The organism is Paraburkholderia sp. BR10923 (assembly GCF_040948765.1).
Taxonomy (GTDB): Bacteria; Pseudomonadota; Gammaproteobacteria; order Burkholderiales; family Burkholderiaceae; genus Paraburkholderia; species Paraburkholderia youngii.
Genome location: NZ_JBFPKO010000002.1, coordinates 262,973 through 280,246, shown reverse-complemented (window position 1 = coordinate 280,246; position 17,274 = coordinate 262,973). Strand labels below are relative to the sequence as shown.

Below are 17,274 nucleotides of genomic sequence, written 5' to 3'. Positions count from 1 at the left end.
ATACATCTTGCGGCTCACAAAGCGAATCCACGGAAACTCGCCACGCTCAATGAAGACGCGACCGCGGTCTTGCCGAGCAATTGCGCTAAAGCCTCCGGCGAGACCGCCGGGCTAAACAGGAAACCCTGGGCCACCGTGCATCCGTGGCGGACCAGAAACTCGCGCTGGACCTCGAGCTCGACCCCTTCCGCGACCACATCGAAGCTCAGCGTTTCAGCAATCGCGATGATCGCAAGCGACAGCGCTTCGAGCTCCTTGTCTCTGCCGATTTCGCAAACGAAGGCGCGATCGATCTTGATGCGATCGACGCTAAAGCGTTTCAGATAGCTGAGGCTCGAATAACCGGTGCCGAAGTCGTCGATAGCGATGGAAACACCGAGTCCGCGCAGCTCGCGAAAAGCCCGTTGCGCTTCTTCCGCGTTGCGCATCAGCGTGCCTTCGGTGACTTCGAGTTCCAGTAGTTCGGCGGGCCAGTTGGCGTCCTCGAGTGCCGAGCGCACCACGCCGGGGAGGTCCGCCCGTTCGAGTTGAAGTGGCGAAACATTGACCGAGATGCGCACCGGGGGAAGCCCCGAGTGCACCCACGCGCTCGCCTGCAGGCACGCCTGCCGCAATACCCAGGTGCCGATGCTCTGAATCAGACCGGTTTCTTCGGCAAGCGGGATGAAGACGGCCGGCGACACCTCACCGAGTTCGTCGTCGTGCCACCGCAACAGCGCCTCGGCACCGACGATGCATCCGGTTTTCATGTCGATCTGCGGCTGATACGCCAGATACAACTCATTGGCTTTCGCCGCGCGCCGCAGTCGCGTCGTGAGCCGCAACTTCTCGGCGGCCGCCCGGCTCAACTCCGGCTCGTAGAATTGATAGCCGTTTCGCCCGCGCGATTTCGCCACGTACAGCGCGGCATCGGCATTGCGCGTGAGCAATTCCGGCTTCGCGCCGTCTTGTGGAAACGTACTGACGCCAATGCTTGCTTCGAGATAAAGCTCGTGCTCGCCGATGCCATACGGCTCGCTCATCTCATGAATCAGCGAGTCCAGCATTTCGGTGAGTTGCGTCGCGTCGGCTCGTTCCGCGACGATGACGAATTCATCGCCCCCGTAGCGCGCGACGAAATCCGTCGCGCGCAGCAGGCGCTGAAGCCTTCGCGCCACGGCTTGCAGCAGCAAATCGCCGATGCGGTGTCCGAGCGAATCGTTGACGTCCTTGAAACGGTCGAGATCGAGGAACAGGACGGAAACGTTCTGGCCTGTCGCTTGCGCGCGCACCAGCGACTCCGAGAGATGTTCGCCGAGCAGCACGCGGTTCGGCAGCTCGGTCAGGGCATCGTATCTGGCTTGATGCTCGAGTCTTTTGAGCGAGCGGCGAAGATGCGCTCCAATGCGGCCGTTCCAGTGAATCAGCGAAAGCAGCAACAAGGCCGAAGCGACGCCGCAGCCCAACAGCATGCGCGTAAACCACTTCCCGTCCAGCGAGGATTTGCTGACGACTGAAGCGACCTTGGCATCGGCCGCGAGTCGTACGTCGACTACCCGTTCGAGGACGCTATAGAAATAGGCGTCGATTTCCTCGAGTCGGGGGTCGCCCACTGCCACGCTGCCGGGATGCTCCGCGATCATGCGCGCAAGACCGAAGCTCTGCTCGCTGAGTCTGCCGATCATGTCGTCCAGGTCCGACAGCCGCGATATGCATTCCTGATTCTCGCTGCAGCTCTCGCGCGCGTCGCGCGTCAACGCGAGCAGTTCCAGCATCGGAAAGCTATAGGCCGCGCGGTTGTATAGCGGCACTGTGGCTATCGAGGTGTAGAGCGTCGCATGCTCGTCGAGCATGACATGCTGAACCTGGTCGAGGTCGTGGCGCAGCCGACCGGAAGCCTGGATCGTCCGAAGCGAACTGTCCTGCTCGCTGCTCTGGCGGATTGCGAGGAAGGTACTCGTCGCAATGACAGCGAGAATGGCAAGCACGGCTATGACAGTACCGGCTTTGCGCGTTGCTTCCTGTCCCAAGGCGCTTCCTTTCCGTCAACCCGGCGCGGGCGAAAACCGGCCCGCCCGGATAGTGAATGTTCAGGTGGCTGCATGACTTGCCTTAGGGCGCTGGGGATCTACCCGGGAATGGCGCGCTATGGCTCTGCTTATCCGCCTATCGATCGGCAAATTCCACGCGGTTGCGACCGCTTCGCTTGGCGCGGTACAGAGCCGCATCGGCGAGACCGTATGCGGTGTCGAAACAGGTTCCGACTGCGTTGATGCTGACGCCAAAGCTGGCCGTGATGCGGCGCTCGACCGGCGGAACGACCAGCGAGTCACTGATGGCTTCTCGCATGCGCTCGGCAAGAATGGCGCCACTGGCCGGTTCATGACCGGGCAGCAGCACCGTGAACTCCTCACCGCCCACTCGCCCGATGAAGCCTTGTTCCCCCACGATTCCGCGCAGACAATCGACGACCCCCGAAATGACCGCGTCTCCAGTGGGGTGGCCGTAGTCGTCGTTGATCCGCTTGAATTCGTCGATGTCGAGGATGATCATCACCGCGCTGCTGGTGCGCAAGACCTTGGTGGTCCGCTCGATCACGGCGCTGCGGTTCAGTACGCCCGTCAACGCGTCGTGCGAGGCGCGATACGCCAACTGCTGAGCCAGCACCTGCATCTCGCGTTCAGCCCGGTCGCTGCGGCCGATCAGGCGCCGTGTTTCGCGCATCAGGCGCTGGAAGTGCTCGATCAGTTCGCCCAGCGACTGGCGATACTCCGCGGCATCCGCATCGATGATCGAATGCATCGCGCGGGCCTTTGCCAGCGCCGTGCTCTCGTTCTGGAACAGATCGGGTGCGCCGCCCGAGGACACGTCACGGGAAGAGGTCGAACGCACCTTATTTTCCTTGCTGCGCGATGGGGCGATCGGTGAACTCGATCGCGCGGAAATCGGCCTTCAGTTCTTCACCGAATTCGGCAATGGTCTCGTCTTCCTCGTCGCGATACCAGTTCATCGACACGCGGCTTCCCGATTCCGCCGCCTGATCGAGCGCGTCGAAGATGCTGAACAGCATCTTGGTGCTCGAGCTGTTGAAGTACGTCAACGCGACGTCGATGGTGATTTCGGCCCCGGTGTTCGCTGCGAGGTACTTGCGCATCTGCTCGATGATCGGCGCGTAAAAAGCGGCTGCATTTTCCGGGTAGGACTCACCCTTGATCGACAACGCGTGTTGGTCGAAGCGAAAGTCGACTTCGGGCGACGTCGTCGTCGCGGGGATGTGTAGGTTTTCCATTGTTCTTGTGCCTTCCTGCTCAGATGATGGCCATGAGGCAAAACAGCGTGGTGCCGGGTTCGTCGGCACGCGGATGAAAAGCGAATTCAAGCGGCGCGCTCGCATCGCGCGCCATCGTCAGGAAGCCAAGGCCGGCGCCCTTGCTGTCCTTCGGCGCGTCGGCGCGCAATGTCACCTTGTACGCCTGCTTGATTTCTTCGAGCGACATGCTGCGCAGAGGCTCCAGCCTGTTGCGCAGGCCCTCGACCTCGGCGGTCGCGATGGGATTGACGCACAACATCACGTGATGCTCGCCGTGCCTGGAGATGCACACCGCGCCCTCGCGTATCGCGCCCGTCCCTTCGCCGCCTGGCTCCAGCGCGTTCGACGAGTAATGAACGATGTTCTGTGCCAGCTCGATAAAAGACGAGAAGAGTTTGCGGCGGGTCGGACCGCTGACGCCGGCGACTTCGAGTTGCAGTTTCACGACTTCGCCCATCGACGCGACGATGTTATGGGAGAAGTAGCCCTTGTGATAGAAGAGCACATTGCGCCGCTGCGCGAGTTCGAAAAAGGCGCTGTCTTGTTCTAGTAGTTGAGACATTCTGGGAATTCACTAAATGCGGGCACAGAAAAGCGTGACGTCGTCACGGCGCGGTTGATTGCCTTGCCATTGCGCGAGCGCGAGCCGGACGCGCTCGCAAATCGTCGCTGGGGTTTCGGCGCGGTTTTCGAGGATCAGGTCGAGCGCGCGGCGCCGGCCGAAAGAAATGTTGCGCGGGCCGCCGATCTGATCGGCGAGGCCGTCGGTATAGATGAACAGCAGGCTACCCGCCGTGACCGGAATCGAGCGCAAGCTCCACGCATAGTCGGCGCGACTGTCCACGTAACCGACGCCCATGCGGTCGGCGCTGATCGTCTCGAACTCCGCGGCATCGGGTGACAGGATATGCAGCGCGATCCTCGCGCCGGCAAAACGCAGCATGCTCTCCGTCGCATCGAACCAGAAGAGTGCCGTGTCCAGGCCGTCGTTGGATTGGGTTCCTTCGTCGGCACTGTTCACTTGCCCCAGCAAGGCCTTGACGTTGCGATTGACGGCCGCCAGCAGCGCGGCGGGGTCGCGCGGCCCGATCTGTTCGAGCGCCTTCGACAACGACGCCGAAGCAAGCAAGGTCATGAAGGCGCCGGGAACGCCATGTCCGGTGCAATCGGCAACAGCGCCGAACCAGCCGGTCGGAAAGGCCGCGAAATGATAGAAGTCGCCGCCGACTACGTCGCGAGGTTCCCAGACCATCGCCGCGTCGCGCAGCTTCATCGACAGCGTCTCGCTGGAAGCGCGCAACATGGCGCGCTGGATCACGCTGGCGTACTCGATACTCTGCATGATCTGGCGGTTCTTCTCCGCCTGCATTTCCGCGACCGCGCTGATCAGTTGCAGACCACTGCCGAGACCTGAGAAGAGTCCGTCGCGTGTCACGATGAAACCATCGACCAGTGCTTTTTCTCCGGCCTCGACGGTCCTGAACGTCAGCGCTTCGATGCTCACGTCGGCATCGACGATGAGCGGGTCCTTGTCCATGAACGCGATGCAACTCTTCTTGTCGTAAAGCTCGCGATGGAACGGCTTGCTCATCTGCGACATGAAGATGTCGCGGTTGATCAGGCCGATGGGACGGTGCTCATTGATGACAGCGAGGCTCTGCATGTCGCGACGCGCCGAGAAGATCTCCATGACCACGGAGTTGGGGTCTTCAACGTCTACGGATGGAACTTCGTGGCACAAGTCTCCGGCTGTGCGCGGATTCCCCTGTGCGGAAGAACGGCGAAATCTCGAGAACGCTGGATGCATGGCGACGCCAGTCGATGTATGAGGAAACCTCGCACGCTAAGGTTTCTCCATGTACTTTATGTGACAGAGCGAAGGCGATCCGCTCGATTGGCGCGAGATTAGAAAACGAGTGGTCACGCAAAGGTTTGCGTGACCGGCATCAGTAAAACTCGCGGGCTGCGAGGTTGCGCAAATGCAACGCTGAAGGTCCACTTATTCAAATGGATTCTGCACGACACCCGGCTTGGCATCCGGCTCGTCCTGCACCTTCGCCGGCAAATCCTTCTGCGCCTGAAGACTCGCGACGATTGCATCGAGCGCTTCCTTCAGCGCGAGCGCCGCCTTCAGGCCGCGTTGATCGCGCGTCAATTCGAGCGTGCCGTTCAGCACGACACGCGTCGTGCCGTTGCTGAGCGTGAGCGCATCGCCCTGAATATTGAGCACGTCGTCATCGTTCGAATAGGGCTTAAACACCTTTTAGTCCTCCTGGCCGCTGGTCCTTCAGGTTATCCGGAATGCCCGGAAAGCGGATGCCCGACATTGCTTCGAGCTCGTGAATCGTGCGCATGTCGTAGCGGTTGGTCGCTACATTATCAACCACGACTGCGAATGCCAGTTGACGCGACGGCACATAGACGACCTTGTACAACTGAGTCGGCACGAACACGCGCGTCGGTCCGATCGTCTGCAATTGCTGTCCGGTGAACAGCGGTCCGGTGACGACGTACGTGTCGTCGTAGGCTAGTGCGATCTTGCGCACCGCGGTTTCGATGCGTGCCCACAATCGTTGGTTGTTCTGACGGTCTTGCGGCACGATGTTCGCGAGCGAGAACGATTGCGCCATCGCCTCATTGTTCCAGCGATTGCCCGCCGGACTCATATGGCCGCGATCGAAGCCGCTGCGTTTGTAGTCGGCGAGGGTCGCGCCTTCGCCTTCGGGCAGACGCGCGTCTTCGAAGAACTTGTTGGTACGCACCATGTCCTTCGCTTCTTCGATGTGCTCGCGTGTCAGATGCTCGGCCGACCACAGCGGACCGTGCGTGATACCCGAATGCAGCACCGCGAAATCGCTATAGCAAAGCATGCGCGTTTTGGGCGCCATCTTCTGATTGGTGAGGACGGGCCATTGCGCATTCGGCGTGAAACTGGTGCAGGAGGGCGCCGCGCCCGCATGGGCGGCGACGGCGAGGAACAGACAGGCAAGCCACTTCTTCATGTGTCGGTGGTTCGATGAAAGGGGACGCAAGTATAGCGTCGCGGCCCGCATCGAGCGACCGCACCATGCGAATCAAAGAAAGGGGATGGGAAACAGAAGAGGCGGCGTGCGCCGCACAAAAAAGTGGGCCGCTTTGCAGCGACCCGAATGCGTGGACTTCCGACTCTACTCACGCAATCTTAAGAAGGTCTTAAGACCTGCGTTCTCGCGGTACGTTATGTTCGTTTGCGCACGAACAGATTTACGCGCTCGAGCAGTGCTCGCGGAACGAGCCGGAAGTTTCGACCGGAAAAGAGGCAGCGCGGCGAAGCGCGCCGGAGATTAATTACCGAACACGCTGTTTTCAGCGCGAGTTTTTTGACGATCCACCGCCTGCAAACGCCAGAAGCCGCTAGTCGCCTTGCGGGTTCGCAGCGCGGTCCATGCTGCGGCGCCTTGCGCGGCGCTCACTCGTTCCTTGCGATCGACGTGCAGACCGCGCAACGTACAGAGCGGCGCGTCGGCGCTCGGTGCGCACAGCGTGGTCACGCCGTTCTCGTCGCGCAGTTCACCCCAAGGGGGCAAGTCGATCCCTTGATGCGCTTCTCTCGACCACCGATGTTCATCAGTATCGAGCCAGAGCACAGCGTAATCATGGCTTACGGTGGGATCGGAACCGTTGATCAGGATGGTCAGTCGCATAGCAGTTCCGTTCATAATTTGCGAAGGGCTTTACCAGTCTAGGCGGCGCGGCGCTTTATGCAAGACAAAGGCATGATTTGCGAATGGAAAAATAATTCGCCAAACCGTGAGGCGAGGTACGATGCATGCTCGAAGCGGCGCGCCGTACGCGATATGCATGCTGGAATGAGCACATGCACACCGCGAGGCGCGGCAAATCAACGCAGCCGACAGGCGTCAAGCGAGATCGAGCGAAGCGGTCAGATCGCCGAGCGGCGCGAGTCCGTTGCTGGCGAATGCCTTGTCGCGCGCGACCACGCCATCGAGCGGAGCGAGTCCATGCACACGACTAATAAAACGCAGAATTGAGTTCGTGTCGTACACCGTGTGATCGACGTAACCCTTCTTCGCGAGCGGCGAGATCACCAGCGCGGGAACGCGCGAACCCGGCCCCCAGCGATCCCCGATCGGCGGCGCGACGTGATCCCACCAACCGCCGTTCTCGTCGACGGTGACGATCACGACCGTGTTCTGCCATTGTGGCCCGCGCTGAATATGCTCGATCAGCGTCGCGATGTGACGGTCGCCCGAGGCGACGTCGGCATAGCCCGCGTGCATGTTCAGGTCGCCCTGCGGTTTGTAGAACGTGACGGTCGGCAAACGTCCCGCGTCGATGTCGGCGATCAGGCGATTGGTCGACGCGTCGTTGCCCATCCCGCCGTCGCGCAGATACCGGCGGCGCGCGGCCGTGCCCGGCGCGTAATTGGCGAAGTAGTTAAACGGCTGATGGTGATACTGAAAGTCGGGCATCGATCCCGTATCGCGATGATCGAGCGCGAATTGCCATGCGCCGCTGTACCACGCCCAGTCGATGCCCTTGGCGGTCAGCCGGTCGCCGATCGTCGCGTAATTCTGCGGCGGCATCACGCGCGGGTCCGACGGATCAGCAAATGCCGGGTCGCCGCCTTCGGCCGGACGCACGCTGCTCGGCTGATACGGCGGAGCCATCGTGTTGACTGCGTAGCCGTCGGCGGTGAAAGCGCCATCATTGACGAACTTTGGCGGACCGTCGAGCGCCGACGCGGGCGAATTGGGCGCGAGCTTCAAACGGGTGCCGGTCGGATCGTCGCCTTCCACGACCGACACCATCTTCCTCGCCGGGCTGCTGTGGATGTCCGGGTAGTACGGCGCCTGCGCCGAGATCAGGAAGATGTGATTCAGCCATGAACCGCCGAAAGCGGCCATGAAGAAGTTGTCGCACAGCGTGTACTGCTGCGCCAGATTCCAGAGACGCAGTGAGTCGGCGGAATTGCGGTAGTGCCCCATCACGAGGCCGCCCGAATCGCCCCACGCGGCGAACTGGTTGTTGCGCCCCGCGTTGATCTGCATCTGGTTCTGATAGAACCGATGGATCAGATCGCGGGTGATCACGCCGGTCGGCAGCGGCGCGCCGTGCGCATCGACGATCTGGAACGGCCGGTTGCGCAGATGATCGAGATCCTTTTCGCCAATCATGTAGCGCTTGCCGTCCACTTCCTGCGCCTGCGGCACCAGCCCGCCCCAGATCGCCGGCAGCCGCGGCAACGGCGTCTTGCCATCGCGGTCGAGCTGGACGTACTGCTCGGCGGTGACCGCGTTGAGCGGATGCTGGACACCTGGATAGTTGCCGTACAGGTTCGCGAAGCTGCGGTTCTCCGCGTAAATCACCACGATGTTCTTCACCTGATCGTGCAGCGCAGCGTCGAGCCGCAAGTCGGCGGCGCTGCGCGGCGGGCCGTTGCCCGCGAGTGCCTCGCCCGTTTTGCAGCCGGGCAGCGCGAGGCCGAGGCCGACCGCCGCGAGACCGGTCAGGACGCGCCGGCGTTCGGGATCGTCGGGGGCGTCGTTGGTGTTGTCGATTGAATCGGGGTTGTCCAGTTTCGGCGGCATGTGAGGATCGTGGTCGGTCATCGGTGAGTTCCGAAGGAGACGTGACGGTCGCTTCGGCGCCGCTGGAGGCGGCGCGCGCGACACCGGTTATGGGTCCGCCGAGGCCGGCAGGCCTCGCGGCTTTACGGCAGCCGACGCTTCACGCGCCAGCTGTGATGCGTGGCATCGACAGCCAATAGTAGCCAGTGCCGTGCGTCGATCGGATGACGCTTTTGCGTCGCGTAACGGTCGACGGTCAATTCGAGTTCGTCATGCGCGCGCCGATGATAGGTGGCGTGCGCGCCGGAGCCATCCGCGAACTCGACGCGCGCCTCGGCGAGGTTCGGCGCGCCGGCCGGTTCGGGAAGTTCGGCGATGCGCACCGCGCAGCCCGGATAAAGATGCGAGTCGGCAACCTGAATCTGGATCGCGTTGGGCATGACGTGGCCTCCTACGCTTGGGCGGCGCGAGCGCGCGGCTGGGACACACCGCGCCGCTGGACCGGATCAAAGCATAGCACCGCGTGGCCGAATCGCCGCATGCTTCGCGCTATCGTCCTGAATTGAATCGCATGAACCGCATAGCGCGACGCGATCGGACTCGGCACGCATCCGCTGAGCCGCGATCAGGCGTCAAAGCGTTTTCCGATAAACCACGAAGCCGGACTTGTCCGCGACCTTGTCATAGAGCTGCATCGCGGTGCGGTTCGTCTCGTGCGTCTGCCAGTAGACGCGTTGCGCGCCGTCGGCTTGTGCCCGCGCATAGACGGCCTCGATCAGCGCACGGCCGACACCCTTGCCGCGCTCGCTATCGAGCGTGTATAGGTCCTGCAGATAGCAGATCGGTCCCGCCATCGTCGTATGGCGGTGATACAGAAAATGCACGATGCCCTGCAATTGCCCGGCGCGTTCGGCGACGAACGCATGCATCGGCTCGTAGCCATCGAAAAAGCGATTCCAGGTGATTTGCGTGATCTCGCGCGGCAACGCGGTCTCGCCCGAGCGGCCATAAAACGCGTTGTAGGCGTCCCATAGCGGCAGCCATGCATCGAAATCGTCGCGGGTGACGGCGCGAATCTGCAGCGGGGCGGACATGTGGGCGGCTCCTGTGGAAAGCTGTGGAACCGCCAGCATAGAAAATTTGCGACGTGATTGTTAGCTCCACCATGAACGACAAATCTGGAGCCACGACGCTTGCGGCAGTGCGGTGAGCCGATGCATCACCGCCTGCAGCGAGTCAGTGCTTGCGAGGATGCTTCTGGCGAAGCTCGTTGCGGACCTTCTTCGCGGCGAACAGCGGCACGTAGTCGAACACGCGCGCCTCGCTCCGGAATTCGGCGAGCGTATCGGCGTACATGCGGGACACCGTTTCGGTCGGCGTGTCGGTTTCTTCGGCGATGCTGCGGACTATTTCGTCTACATTCGGCTCGGGCTGCGACATGGACGCTCTCCGGTTAGTGTGCGGCGGACTGGATGGACGGTACGCGCACGGCAGGAGTCCATTACAGGATGCGATTCGCGAGCACGCCAATTAAATCGGCCTATCGTCCGACCGATTTCACAGAGATTTTCTTCTTGCGCTGCGGCAATCGACCATGCGGTGAGGGCGCGCGCAAAATCAACCGGTACGGCGGTGGTGAATACCCGGGAAACGTGCAGGGGTAAGGAGCGGCGTCTCTACTTCTCCATCTTCTGCGCTACGTGCGCGATCCGGTCGCGCACGACGCCGATCGCCTGCTTCAGCGCGTAAACGTCCTGAAAGTAGCGGTACGGAATCCGGATCTGGCTAGCGTTCGCGTCGATGTTTTCAATCTCGTCACTCCATTGCGCGACCTGCGCGCGAGTCGGCTCGGCGTTCTTCCATACTTCGTCCTCGAGCGCCTTGATCGCGCGGTACCACACGAACAGGCGTTTCTTCATACGCGCTTCGAGCATGCTCGGCAGCGCCTGGGCGAGGCCGATCAGCAGCGCAAGGAACGGCACCAGAATCAGCAGCCGTCGCTCGATCAGACTCGCGAGCCAGAACGGCAGGTAGCGATACAGAAACGGCCGGCCCGATTTGAAGTAGCGCACGCTTTCGTCGGAGATCGGGAATTCTTCAGTGTTCAGGTTCGGGAACGTGCCGAGCGGCGTGAAGTAGTCCTCGCCGCCGTGCACCGTGCGCGCCGCGTCGAGCAGCAGATAGACGAGCGCCGGATGCAGCGTGTCTTTCGACACCAGCAGCGCCGTCGCCGCGAGCAGCGTGACGTCGCTGCGCGGCAGATCGTCGGCGACGCTCGTCGAGGCACGCGGCAATACGATCTTCGACAGCGACGGGAATTTTTGCGCCAGTGCATCGGCCTGCGCGAAGCTCATCAGCTTCAGGTTGCTGGTCAGCAGCGTGTGCTGCATGTCGGCGTCGGGCCGGCCGATGAAGAACGCCGCATCGATCTGACCGCTTTCGAGCCCTTCGTATGCGGCGTTCGCGTCCATCTCCAGCAGCGTCGAGTTCTGGCTCGTGACGCCGCTGTAGCCGAGCAGCACCTGGGAGACGTTGAGCAGCCCGCTGCCCGGCACGCCTATCGAAATGCGCTTGCCGCGCAGTTGCGACAGCCGGTCGATCGTCGCGTCGCCGCGATAGAACACCCAGATCGGCTCGTACGACACGGCGGCGATGGTTTGCAGATTGTCGGTGTCTTTCGGACTGGTCGTGCCCGACTGGATGAAGCCGACCTGATAGGCGCTGTCCGGGTCAGCGAGGCGCTGGTAGTTTTCGACCGAACCCGACGAGCTGCGGATGTCGAGCTTGATGCCTTCGCGCTTGAGCAGCGGCGCGTAGCGATCGGCAAAGCCGCGATAAATGCCGCCGTCTGCGCCGGAAGTGATGACGATCGTGCGCTGGAACGCGGGCTCGAGAATCAGCGCGACCATCCAGCCGAACGCGGCGACCAGCACGATCGCGCCGATGATCAGAAGACGCCGGCGCCGCCGTGTCATCGGGGTTCTCGGGCTGCGGTACGGCGCGGGGTCTGGTCTCGGCATCGTTACCCGGTTTGGTCAGGTCCGGCCTTGGTGAGTAAAGGAGTGGGATCGGGGTTTGGTTCCTCAACTTTACGATATCGGGGAGTTTTATTCGATAGCCAGTGATGTGCAGTGAAAAGAGGCGGGTCTGTTAGAGACTGTGGGGATCGCGATTTTCGTGCTACAGATTCCAGTCGTACAGGCCGTTCCGGCGTACGAACACGCGCGTCGTTCGTTCAGTCAGAGGGAGTTGCGGTGTTGGAGGCACCTTCTATCCCATTAGCAGGGCGCAGCCCATATGCAAGCACGCGTAGCCGTCGCAGCGGTTACTGTTCAGCCTGCGATGTGGCATTAGCCAATGCTTTACACAGTGAACTCATGCCTTTTGGGCAAGATCTGGTAGAGAGCGTAGCGATCTTTGCAAGGTCGTCAGTATCAAGCGTTGAGTTAATGTGACGCAGCACGAACGATTCTAGTGGCGGATCGAGCTTGATTTGTGCATCGAGTTCCGGCAGTGCTTTCCAGTGGTCAATCAGCAATCGCGCGATTGCCTCAGAATAGCCTTCAGCAATCCCACCATCGTCGCAGTGACCATACTGACTGAATGCGCTATTTACCTGAGCCCAGCTATCGAGTTGATCCACCATCGCGTCCGCCGCAAAAGCATCTTTTTCCGGGCAAATTTTGCCGTATGCCAACGGCATCCACGCAGCAATAGCAGCAGCTACAAGCAGCGCCGCCATTTTGCGGTTATCCCAGTCCATTTAACGAGAGGTGCAGTGAACAGCAAAGGGTTTGCTGGTGGCTTCGCAGGTCCGAGCACCAACAGCATGAATCACAAAAGTGCTGTTAGTGCCGTGATAGCGGCATACCAGATAGGGGTCGACGCCCGTTAAATCCCACTGGTCAGATGTTTTTCCTGGCTCAGGAATAAGGTCCGCCTCCTCCTCTGGAGGGCCATCGAACAGGGATGCGTTATCCAGAACATGATGTTGCCCTCCCGCAGAAAGAACGCTTGGGCATTTGAATCGGATCCGTGTTGGCGACGCACACGCGGCGCTTGTTGCCACGAGGCAAACTGCCAGGAAGAGCGCCTTATTCGACAACATAATATCGGCTGCCATCATTAACAGGCGTTCCATGGCCGCGACGGAAATGGATAGTACGCCGATGCGGAGGTTGTTTGGTATGGCCATTCCACTGGTCAATTACAGTGATTCCATCCAGTGTTTGCCCGAGATAAATTGCCGCATGGCTGGTTCCGTTCGTGTGATTTCCATAGCGTCCATTGCTGTCGAATGTGGCTATTACGGTTCCTTTGGCGATGAGGAAATTGCCTTGGACTCGGTCTCCCCTTTTCCATAAGGAAGACGGCGGAATACTCACAACAGCATGAACGAGTGTAACGCACTGGCCATTCCCGATCAGATGCCCTTGGTTGATCAGGTCATCTGCCTTTTCCGTATCAGCGACATAGCGCATCTTTTCTACTTCTCCTCAGCCAGTGAAAGGGGATAAGACTCAGCACACACTATCGAGGCAACCGTGCAAAAACAAGCAGTACTCAGTTTTCAGATAATGCCGATCTGCTGATAAGGCCGTCCAGATTGTGATTCAGCTGCTCGCGAGCCAGAAACAGCCTCCTTCTCAATGTGTTGCAATGTGTCGAGTAGCTCCGCGACGAGTTAACCGCTCCGCAGCACTACCCAACCACCCCCACCTCACCCCCCAACTCCCGCGCAATAAACTCGACAAACGCGCGAATCCGATTCGACATCTGCTGCCGCGGCGAATACACCGCGAAGATGTCCGCATTCGGCGTGTCGTGATCAGGCAGCAACTGAACGAGCGACCCCTCCGCCAGATACTGCCGGATGTCCCATTCCGCGCGCATCAGGATGCCGTGTCCTTCGAGCGCCCATTTGACGGCGATCTCGCCGTCGTTGGTGGTCAGCGTTCCCTTGATGCGCACCGCCTCGGTCTTGCGCGCGGCGCCGCGTCCCGACGTCAGCCGCCACACGCCATACGCTTCGTCTCCCTGCCGAATGCCGATGCAGTTGTGGCGCGTCAGATCGTGCGCCGTGAGCGGCGTGCCGTGCGCCGCGAGATACGACGGCGCCGCGCACAGCAGACGCCGGTTCGGCGCAAGCCGGCGTGCGACTACGCGCGTATCGGGCGGCTCGCCGAAGCGGATGCAGACGTCGAAGCTGTCGTCGGTGAGCGGCGGGGGCGTGACCGACAACTGCAGTTGAACCGACACTTGCGGATACCGCGCGACGAAGCGCGAAATCGCCGGTCCGATATGGCTGCGCCCGAAGCCGAGCGTCGCGTTTACGCGCAGCAAACCCTTCGGTGTCTTCTTCGCCGAGCCGAGCAGTTCGGCCAGCTCGTCGATCTCGTCGAGAATCCGCCGCGCGCGTTCGAGGTATAGCTCGCCTTCGGGCGTCAGCATCATGCGGCGCGTCGTGCGGTTCACGAGCGCGACGCCCGCGCGCTGTTCCATCTGCGTGAGGCGCTTGCTGACGGCGGCCGCGGTCAGCCCGAGTTCGCGCGCGGCCGCGCTGAGACTGCCGCTCGCGGCGAGCGTCGAGAAAAAGCTCAGATCCGCTGGCTGCACGGTGTCGCGCATCGTCGTTTCCACGCCTTCGCATTTGTGAATGCAAGTTAAAGATGCTTTGAGTTTAGCACCGGTTTTTACCCATGCGACCGCGCTAGAGTCCACTCACGCCATTCACCAAGCACAGGACGCAGACATGAAGACCTATCGCATCGCAACCATTCCAGGCGACGGCATCGGCAAGGAGGTCGTGCCGGCCGGCGCGCAGGTGCTCGAAGCGCTCGCGAAGACCACGCGCGCCTTCACGTTCGAGTTCGAGAACTTCGATTGGGGCGGCGACTACTATCGCCAGCACGGCCTGATGATGCCGGCCAACGGGCTAGATGCGATCCGCAACAAGGATGCGATCCTGTTCGGCTCGGCGGGCGACAAGGACATTCCCGACCATGTCACGCTGTGGGGTCTGCGTCTGAAGATCTGCCAGGGCTTCGATCAATACGCGAACGTGCGCCCGACACGCATCCTGCCCGGCATCGACGCGCCGCTGAAGTACTGCAAGCCCGAAGACCTGAACTGGGTCATCGTTCGCGAAAACTCGGAGGGGGAATACTCGGGTGTTGGTGGCCGCGTGCATCAGGGCCATCCGATCGAAGCCGCGACCGACGTGTCGATCATGACGCGCGCCGGCGTCGAGCGCATCATGCGCTTCGCGTTCCGGCTCGCGCAGTCGCGTCCGCGCAAGCTGTTGACCGTGATCACGAAGAGCAACGCGCAGCGTCACGCGATGGTGATGTGGGACGAGATCGCGCTGCAGATTTCGAAGGAGTTTCCGGACGTCACGTGGGACAAGGAACTCGTCGACGCGGCGACCGCGCGCATGGTCAATCGTCCTGCCACGCTCGACACGATCGTCGCCACCAATCTGCACGCCGATATTCTCAGCGACCTCGCAGCCGCGCTCGCGGGCAGCCTCGGCATCGCGCCGACCGGCAACATCGATCCGGAGCGCCGCTATCCGTCGATGTTCGAGCCGATCCACGGCTCCGCGTTCGACATTATGGGCAAGGGGCTCGCGAATCCGGTCGGCACGTTCTGGTCGGTCGTGATGCTGCTCGAACACCTCGGCGAATTCGCCGCGGCCAGGCGTGTGATGCAGGCCGTCGAAGCGGTCACCGCGAACAGGTCGCTGCATACCCGCGACCTCGGCGGCACGGCCACGACCGCGCAGGTGACGGCGGCCGTATGCGCGTTCATCGAGCAGGCGGCGACGCCCGCGGAGAACGCGGCTTGAACGCCGGCTTCGCTTGAATTGACCGGCACCAAGCGGGAACCGCGCGCAACTCAGGCGCACGGTCTACGCCCCGGCCACCACGTGGCCGGCACCCAACCTTGACTCGACTAGCTCGGCCCAACGTCGGCCGGCGCGAGGCTCGCGCGCGGTCCACTGCCGCGCGCAGCAGGAGGAGACAATGACTTCGGAACTCGAAAGCCGGGTGTCCCGCAAGCTGATGCTGCGGATCATCCCGTTCGTCATGCTGTTGTACTTCGTGAGCTTTCTCGATCGCGTGAATGTGGGCTTCGCCGCGTTGTCGATGAACAAGGCGATCGGTCTTTCGCCGACCGCGTTCGGCCTCGGCGGCGGCCTCTTCTTTATCGGCTATTTTCTATTCGAAGTACCGTCGAACCTGATCCTGCACAAGGTCGGCGCGCGCCGCTGGATTGCTCGCGTGATGGTGTCGTGGGGGCTCGTGTCGCTCGCGTCCGCGTTCGTCGTCGGGCCGAACAGCTTCTACGCGCTGCGCTTCATTCTCGGCGTCGCGGAAGCGGGGTTCTTTCCCGGCATCATCCTGTATCTGAGCCTGTGGTTTCCGACCCGGCAGCGCGCGGTCGCGGCGGCGTGGTTCATGGCCGCCGCACCGATTTCGACCGCGATCGGCTCGCCGATTTCCGGCGCGATCATGAAACTGCCGCCGATCGCCGGACTCGCCGACTGGCAGATGCTCTACATACTCGAAGCCTTGCCGGCGATCATCCTCGGCTTCGGCGTGCTCAAGTATCTGACCGACAAGCCCGCGCAAGCCGAGTGGCTGCAGCCCGAGGAGCGCGACTGGCTGATCGCGAAGCTGAAGCTCGAAGCCGACGCGCGGCACGCCCATGCAGGCCACACGGCCGGCGCGCTCAGCGCGTTGCGCGATCCGCGCGTGCTCGCGCTCGCGCTGATCTACTTCGGCACCTCGGCGGGACTTTATACGCTCGGCTTGTGGGCGCCGCTGATCATCCGCCAATATGGTTTCGGCACGTTCGAAACCGGGCTGCTTGCCGGTGTGCCGAGCGTGCTCGCGGTGATCGCGATGGTGCTCTGGGCGAAGCACTCGGATCGTACCGACGAACGTACTTGGCACGTCGTGATTCCGTGCGCGCTTGCGTGCGTAGGCTTCGTGTTCGCCGGCAATGCGAGCACCGCGTTGATGATCGTGCTTGCGCTCGTCGTCGTGAACGTCGGCATCAGCGCCGCGAAGGCGCCGCTGTGGGCGATGCCGAGCATGTTCCTGTCGGGCGCCGGGGCGGCCGCGGGGATTGCGATGATCAACTCGATCGGCAACCTCGGCGGCTTCGTCGGGCCGTTTGCGATCGGCTGGCTCAAGAACGTGACGGGTGGCTATACGGCGGGGCTTTATGTGGTCGGCGCGACGTTGGCGGTGTCGGCGGTCGTGACGCTGATGCTGAGCCGCCAGACCAGGCATGCGCCGGTCGCGGTGGGCGAGCGGCAAGGGCACTGAGCGAAACATCGATGATACGGGAGAGCCGCCGGCTGAAAGGCCGGCGGCGAACGTGAACTCATCCGATGCGTTAGCACTC

19 protein-coding genes are annotated in these 17,274 nt (G+C 61.9%); 2 read left to right on the top strand and 17 right to left on the bottom strand.

What is annotated here, in order from left to right; all coding sequences use genetic code 11:
* Positions 1-14 precede the first annotated feature (14 nt).
* From AB3X94_RS04720 to AB3X94_RS04640, 17 genes are all read right to left on the bottom strand, one after another.
* Positions 15-2,009: a putative bifunctional diguanylate cyclase/phosphodiesterase gene (locus AB3X94_RS04720; protein WP_368610891.1), complete on the bottom strand. Its 1,995-nt coding sequence runs from the start codon at positions 2,007-2,009 to the stop codon at positions 15-17.
* A gap of 136 nt (positions 2,010-2,145) precedes the next feature.
* Positions 2,146-2,871, bottom strand: a complete 726-nt coding sequence (locus AB3X94_RS04715) for a GGDEF domain-containing protein (RefSeq protein WP_176107052.1) — start codon at positions 2,869-2,871, stop codon at positions 2,146-2,148.
* A gap of 1 nt (position 2,872) precedes the next feature.
* Positions 2,873-3,268: a DUF1987 domain-containing protein gene (locus AB3X94_RS04710; RefSeq protein WP_176107051.1), complete on the bottom strand. Its 396-nt coding sequence runs from the start codon at positions 3,266-3,268 to the stop codon at positions 2,873-2,875.
* A 19-nt stretch (positions 3,269-3,287) separates the two neighbouring features.
* Positions 3,288-3,851 carry a SiaB family protein kinase gene (locus AB3X94_RS04705; RefSeq protein WP_176107050.1) on the bottom strand — a complete coding sequence of 188 codons (564 nt, stop codon included), beginning with the start codon at positions 3,849-3,851 and terminating at the stop codon, positions 3,288-3,290.
* Between the two features lie 12 nt (positions 3,852-3,863).
* On the bottom strand, positions 3,864-4,979 hold the full coding sequence (locus AB3X94_RS04700) for a SpoIIE family protein phosphatase (protein WP_368611024.1): 1,116 nt from the start codon (positions 4,977-4,979) through the stop codon (positions 3,864-3,866).
* Positions 4,980-5,288: 309 nt separating this feature from the next.
* Positions 5,289-5,549: a hypothetical protein gene (locus tag AB3X94_RS04695; RefSeq protein WP_176107048.1), complete on the bottom strand. Its 261-nt coding sequence runs from the start codon at positions 5,547-5,549 to the stop codon at positions 5,289-5,291.
* Positions 5,542-6,291 carry a DNA/RNA non-specific endonuclease gene (locus tag AB3X94_RS04690; RefSeq protein WP_368610890.1) on the bottom strand — a complete coding sequence of 250 codons (750 nt, stop codon included), beginning with the start codon at positions 6,289-6,291 and terminating at the stop codon, positions 5,542-5,544. Before AB3X94_RS04690 ends, AB3X94_RS04695 begins: the two co-directional genes overlap by 8 nt.
* Positions 6,292-6,612: 321 nt before the next feature.
* Positions 6,613-6,972 (bottom strand): DUF3564 domain-containing protein, encoded by a 360-nt coding sequence (locus tag AB3X94_RS04685; protein WP_013092796.1) that lies wholly within the window; start codon positions 6,970-6,972, stop codon positions 6,613-6,615.
* A 216-nt stretch (positions 6,973-7,188) separates the two neighbouring features.
* Positions 7,189-8,901, bottom strand: a complete 1,713-nt coding sequence (locus AB3X94_RS04680) for an acid phosphatase (RefSeq protein ID WP_368610889.1) — start codon at positions 8,899-8,901, stop codon at positions 7,189-7,191.
* A gap of 101 nt (positions 8,902-9,002) precedes the next feature.
* Complete coding sequence (locus tag AB3X94_RS04675; protein ID WP_176107045.1) at positions 9,003-9,299, bottom strand: hypothetical protein; 297 nt, start codon at positions 9,297-9,299, stop codon at positions 9,003-9,005.
* A 192-nt stretch (positions 9,300-9,491) separates the two neighbouring features.
* Positions 9,492-9,953, bottom strand: coding sequence for a GNAT family N-acetyltransferase (locus AB3X94_RS04670; RefSeq protein ID WP_176107044.1), 462 nt, complete (start codon positions 9,951-9,953; stop codon positions 9,492-9,494).
* Positions 9,954-10,095: 142 nt separating this feature from the next.
* Entirely contained in the window at positions 10,096-10,299 is a 204-nt protein-coding gene (locus AB3X94_RS04665) for a DUF3562 domain-containing protein (protein WP_176107043.1), read from the bottom strand.
* Between the two features lie 236 nt (positions 10,300-10,535).
* Positions 10,536-11,834 carry a TAXI family TRAP transporter solute-binding subunit gene (locus AB3X94_RS04660; protein ID WP_368610888.1) on the bottom strand — a complete coding sequence of 433 codons (1,299 nt, stop codon included), beginning with the start codon at positions 11,832-11,834 and terminating at the stop codon, positions 10,536-10,538.
* Positions 11,835-12,184: 350 nt separating this feature from the next.
* The gene (locus AB3X94_RS04655) at positions 12,185-12,622 is read right to left on the bottom strand and encodes a hypothetical protein (RefSeq protein ID WP_246391978.1); all 438 of its coding nucleotides are present in this window, start codon (positions 12,620-12,622) and stop codon (positions 12,185-12,187) included.
* Complete coding sequence (locus AB3X94_RS04650) at positions 12,623-12,967, bottom strand: STY0301 family protein (protein ID WP_368611023.1); 345 nt, start codon at positions 12,965-12,967, stop codon at positions 12,623-12,625. It abuts the gene before it with no gap.
* Complete coding sequence (locus AB3X94_RS04645) at positions 12,954-13,340, bottom strand: BPSL0067 family protein (RefSeq protein ID WP_176107041.1); 387 nt, start codon at positions 13,338-13,340, stop codon at positions 12,954-12,956. Before AB3X94_RS04645 ends, AB3X94_RS04650 begins: the two co-directional genes overlap by 14 nt.
* A gap of 220 nt (positions 13,341-13,560) precedes the next feature.
* The gene (locus tag AB3X94_RS04640) at positions 13,561-14,487 is read right to left on the bottom strand and encodes a LysR substrate-binding domain-containing protein (protein WP_176107040.1); all 927 of its coding nucleotides are present in this window, start codon (positions 14,485-14,487) and stop codon (positions 13,561-13,563) included.
* A 124-nt stretch (positions 14,488-14,611) separates the two neighbouring features.
* Here AB3X94_RS04640 and AB3X94_RS04635 point away from each other — a divergent pair, with 124 nt between their 5' ends.
* Together AB3X94_RS04635 and AB3X94_RS04630 are read left to right on the top strand one after the other, a co-directional pair.
* Positions 14,612-15,706: a tartrate dehydrogenase gene (locus tag AB3X94_RS04635; RefSeq protein ID WP_368610887.1), complete on the top strand. Its 1,095-nt coding sequence runs from the start codon at positions 14,612-14,614 to the stop codon at positions 15,704-15,706.
* Positions 15,707-15,884: 178 nt separating this feature from the next.
* Positions 15,885-17,195 (top strand): MFS transporter, encoded by a 1,311-nt coding sequence (locus AB3X94_RS04630; protein WP_368610886.1) that lies wholly within the window; start codon positions 15,885-15,887, stop codon positions 17,193-17,195.
* Positions 17,196-17,274 lie beyond the last annotated feature (79 nt).

What these genes read in the sequence shown, in the direction of transcription:
- AB3X94_RS04710 (WP_176107051.1), bottom strand. Translation starts at nt 3,268, where the DNA reads ATGGAAAACCTACACATCCCCGCGACGACGACGTCGCCCGAAGTCGAC.
- AB3X94_RS04705 (WP_176107050.1), bottom strand. Translation starts at nt 3,851, where the DNA reads ATGTCTCAACTACTAGAACAAGACAGCGCCTTTTTCGAACTCGCGCAG.
- AB3X94_RS04700 (WP_368611024.1), bottom strand. Translation starts at nt 4,979, where the DNA reads ATGGAGATCTTCTCGGCGCGTCGCGACATGCAGAGCCTCGCTGTCATC.
- AB3X94_RS04690 (WP_368610890.1), bottom strand. Translation starts at nt 6,291, where the DNA reads ATGAAGAAGTGGCTTGCCTGTCTGTTCCTCGCCGTCGCCGCCCATGCG.
- AB3X94_RS04685 (WP_013092796.1), bottom strand. Translation starts at nt 6,972, where the DNA reads ATGCGACTGACCATCCTGATCAACGGTTCCGATCCCACCGTAAGCCAT.
- AB3X94_RS04680 (WP_368610889.1), bottom strand. Translation starts at nt 8,901, where the DNA reads ATGACCGACCACGATCCTCACATGCCGCCGAAACTGGACAACCCCGAT.
- AB3X94_RS04675 (WP_176107045.1), bottom strand. Translation starts at nt 9,299, where the DNA reads ATGCCCAACGCGATCCAGATTCAGGTTGCCGACTCGCATCTTTATCCG.
- AB3X94_RS04670 (WP_176107044.1), bottom strand. Translation starts at nt 9,953, where the DNA reads ATGTCCGCCCCGCTGCAGATTCGCGCCGTCACCCGCGACGATTTCGAT.
- AB3X94_RS04665 (WP_176107043.1), bottom strand. Translation starts at nt 10,299, where the DNA reads ATGTCGCAGCCCGAGCCGAATGTAGACGAAATAGTCCGCAGCATCGCC.
- AB3X94_RS04660 (WP_368610888.1), bottom strand. Translation starts at nt 11,834, where the DNA reads ATGACACGGCGGCGCCGGCGTCTTCTGATCATCGGCGCGATCGTGCTG.
- AB3X94_RS04655 (WP_246391978.1), bottom strand. Translation starts at nt 12,622, where the DNA reads ATGGACTGGGATAACCGCAAAATGGCGGCGCTGCTTGTAGCTGCTGCT.
- AB3X94_RS04650 (WP_368611023.1), bottom strand. Translation starts at nt 12,967, where the DNA reads ATGTTGTCGAATAAGGCGCTCTTCCTGGCAGTTTGCCTCGTGGCAACA.
- AB3X94_RS04645 (WP_176107041.1), bottom strand. Translation starts at nt 13,340, where the DNA reads ATGCGCTATGTCGCTGATACGGAAAAGGCAGATGACCTGATCAACCAA.
- AB3X94_RS04640 (WP_176107040.1), bottom strand. Translation starts at nt 14,487, where the DNA reads ATGCGCGACACCGTGCAGCCAGCGGATCTGAGCTTTTTCTCGACGCTC.
- AB3X94_RS04635 (WP_368610887.1), top strand. Translation starts at nt 14,612, where the DNA reads ATGAAGACCTATCGCATCGCAACCATTCCAGGCGACGGCATCGGCAAG.
- AB3X94_RS04630 (WP_368610886.1), top strand. Translation starts at nt 15,885, where the DNA reads ATGACTTCGGAACTCGAAAGCCGGGTGTCCCGCAAGCTGATGCTGCGG.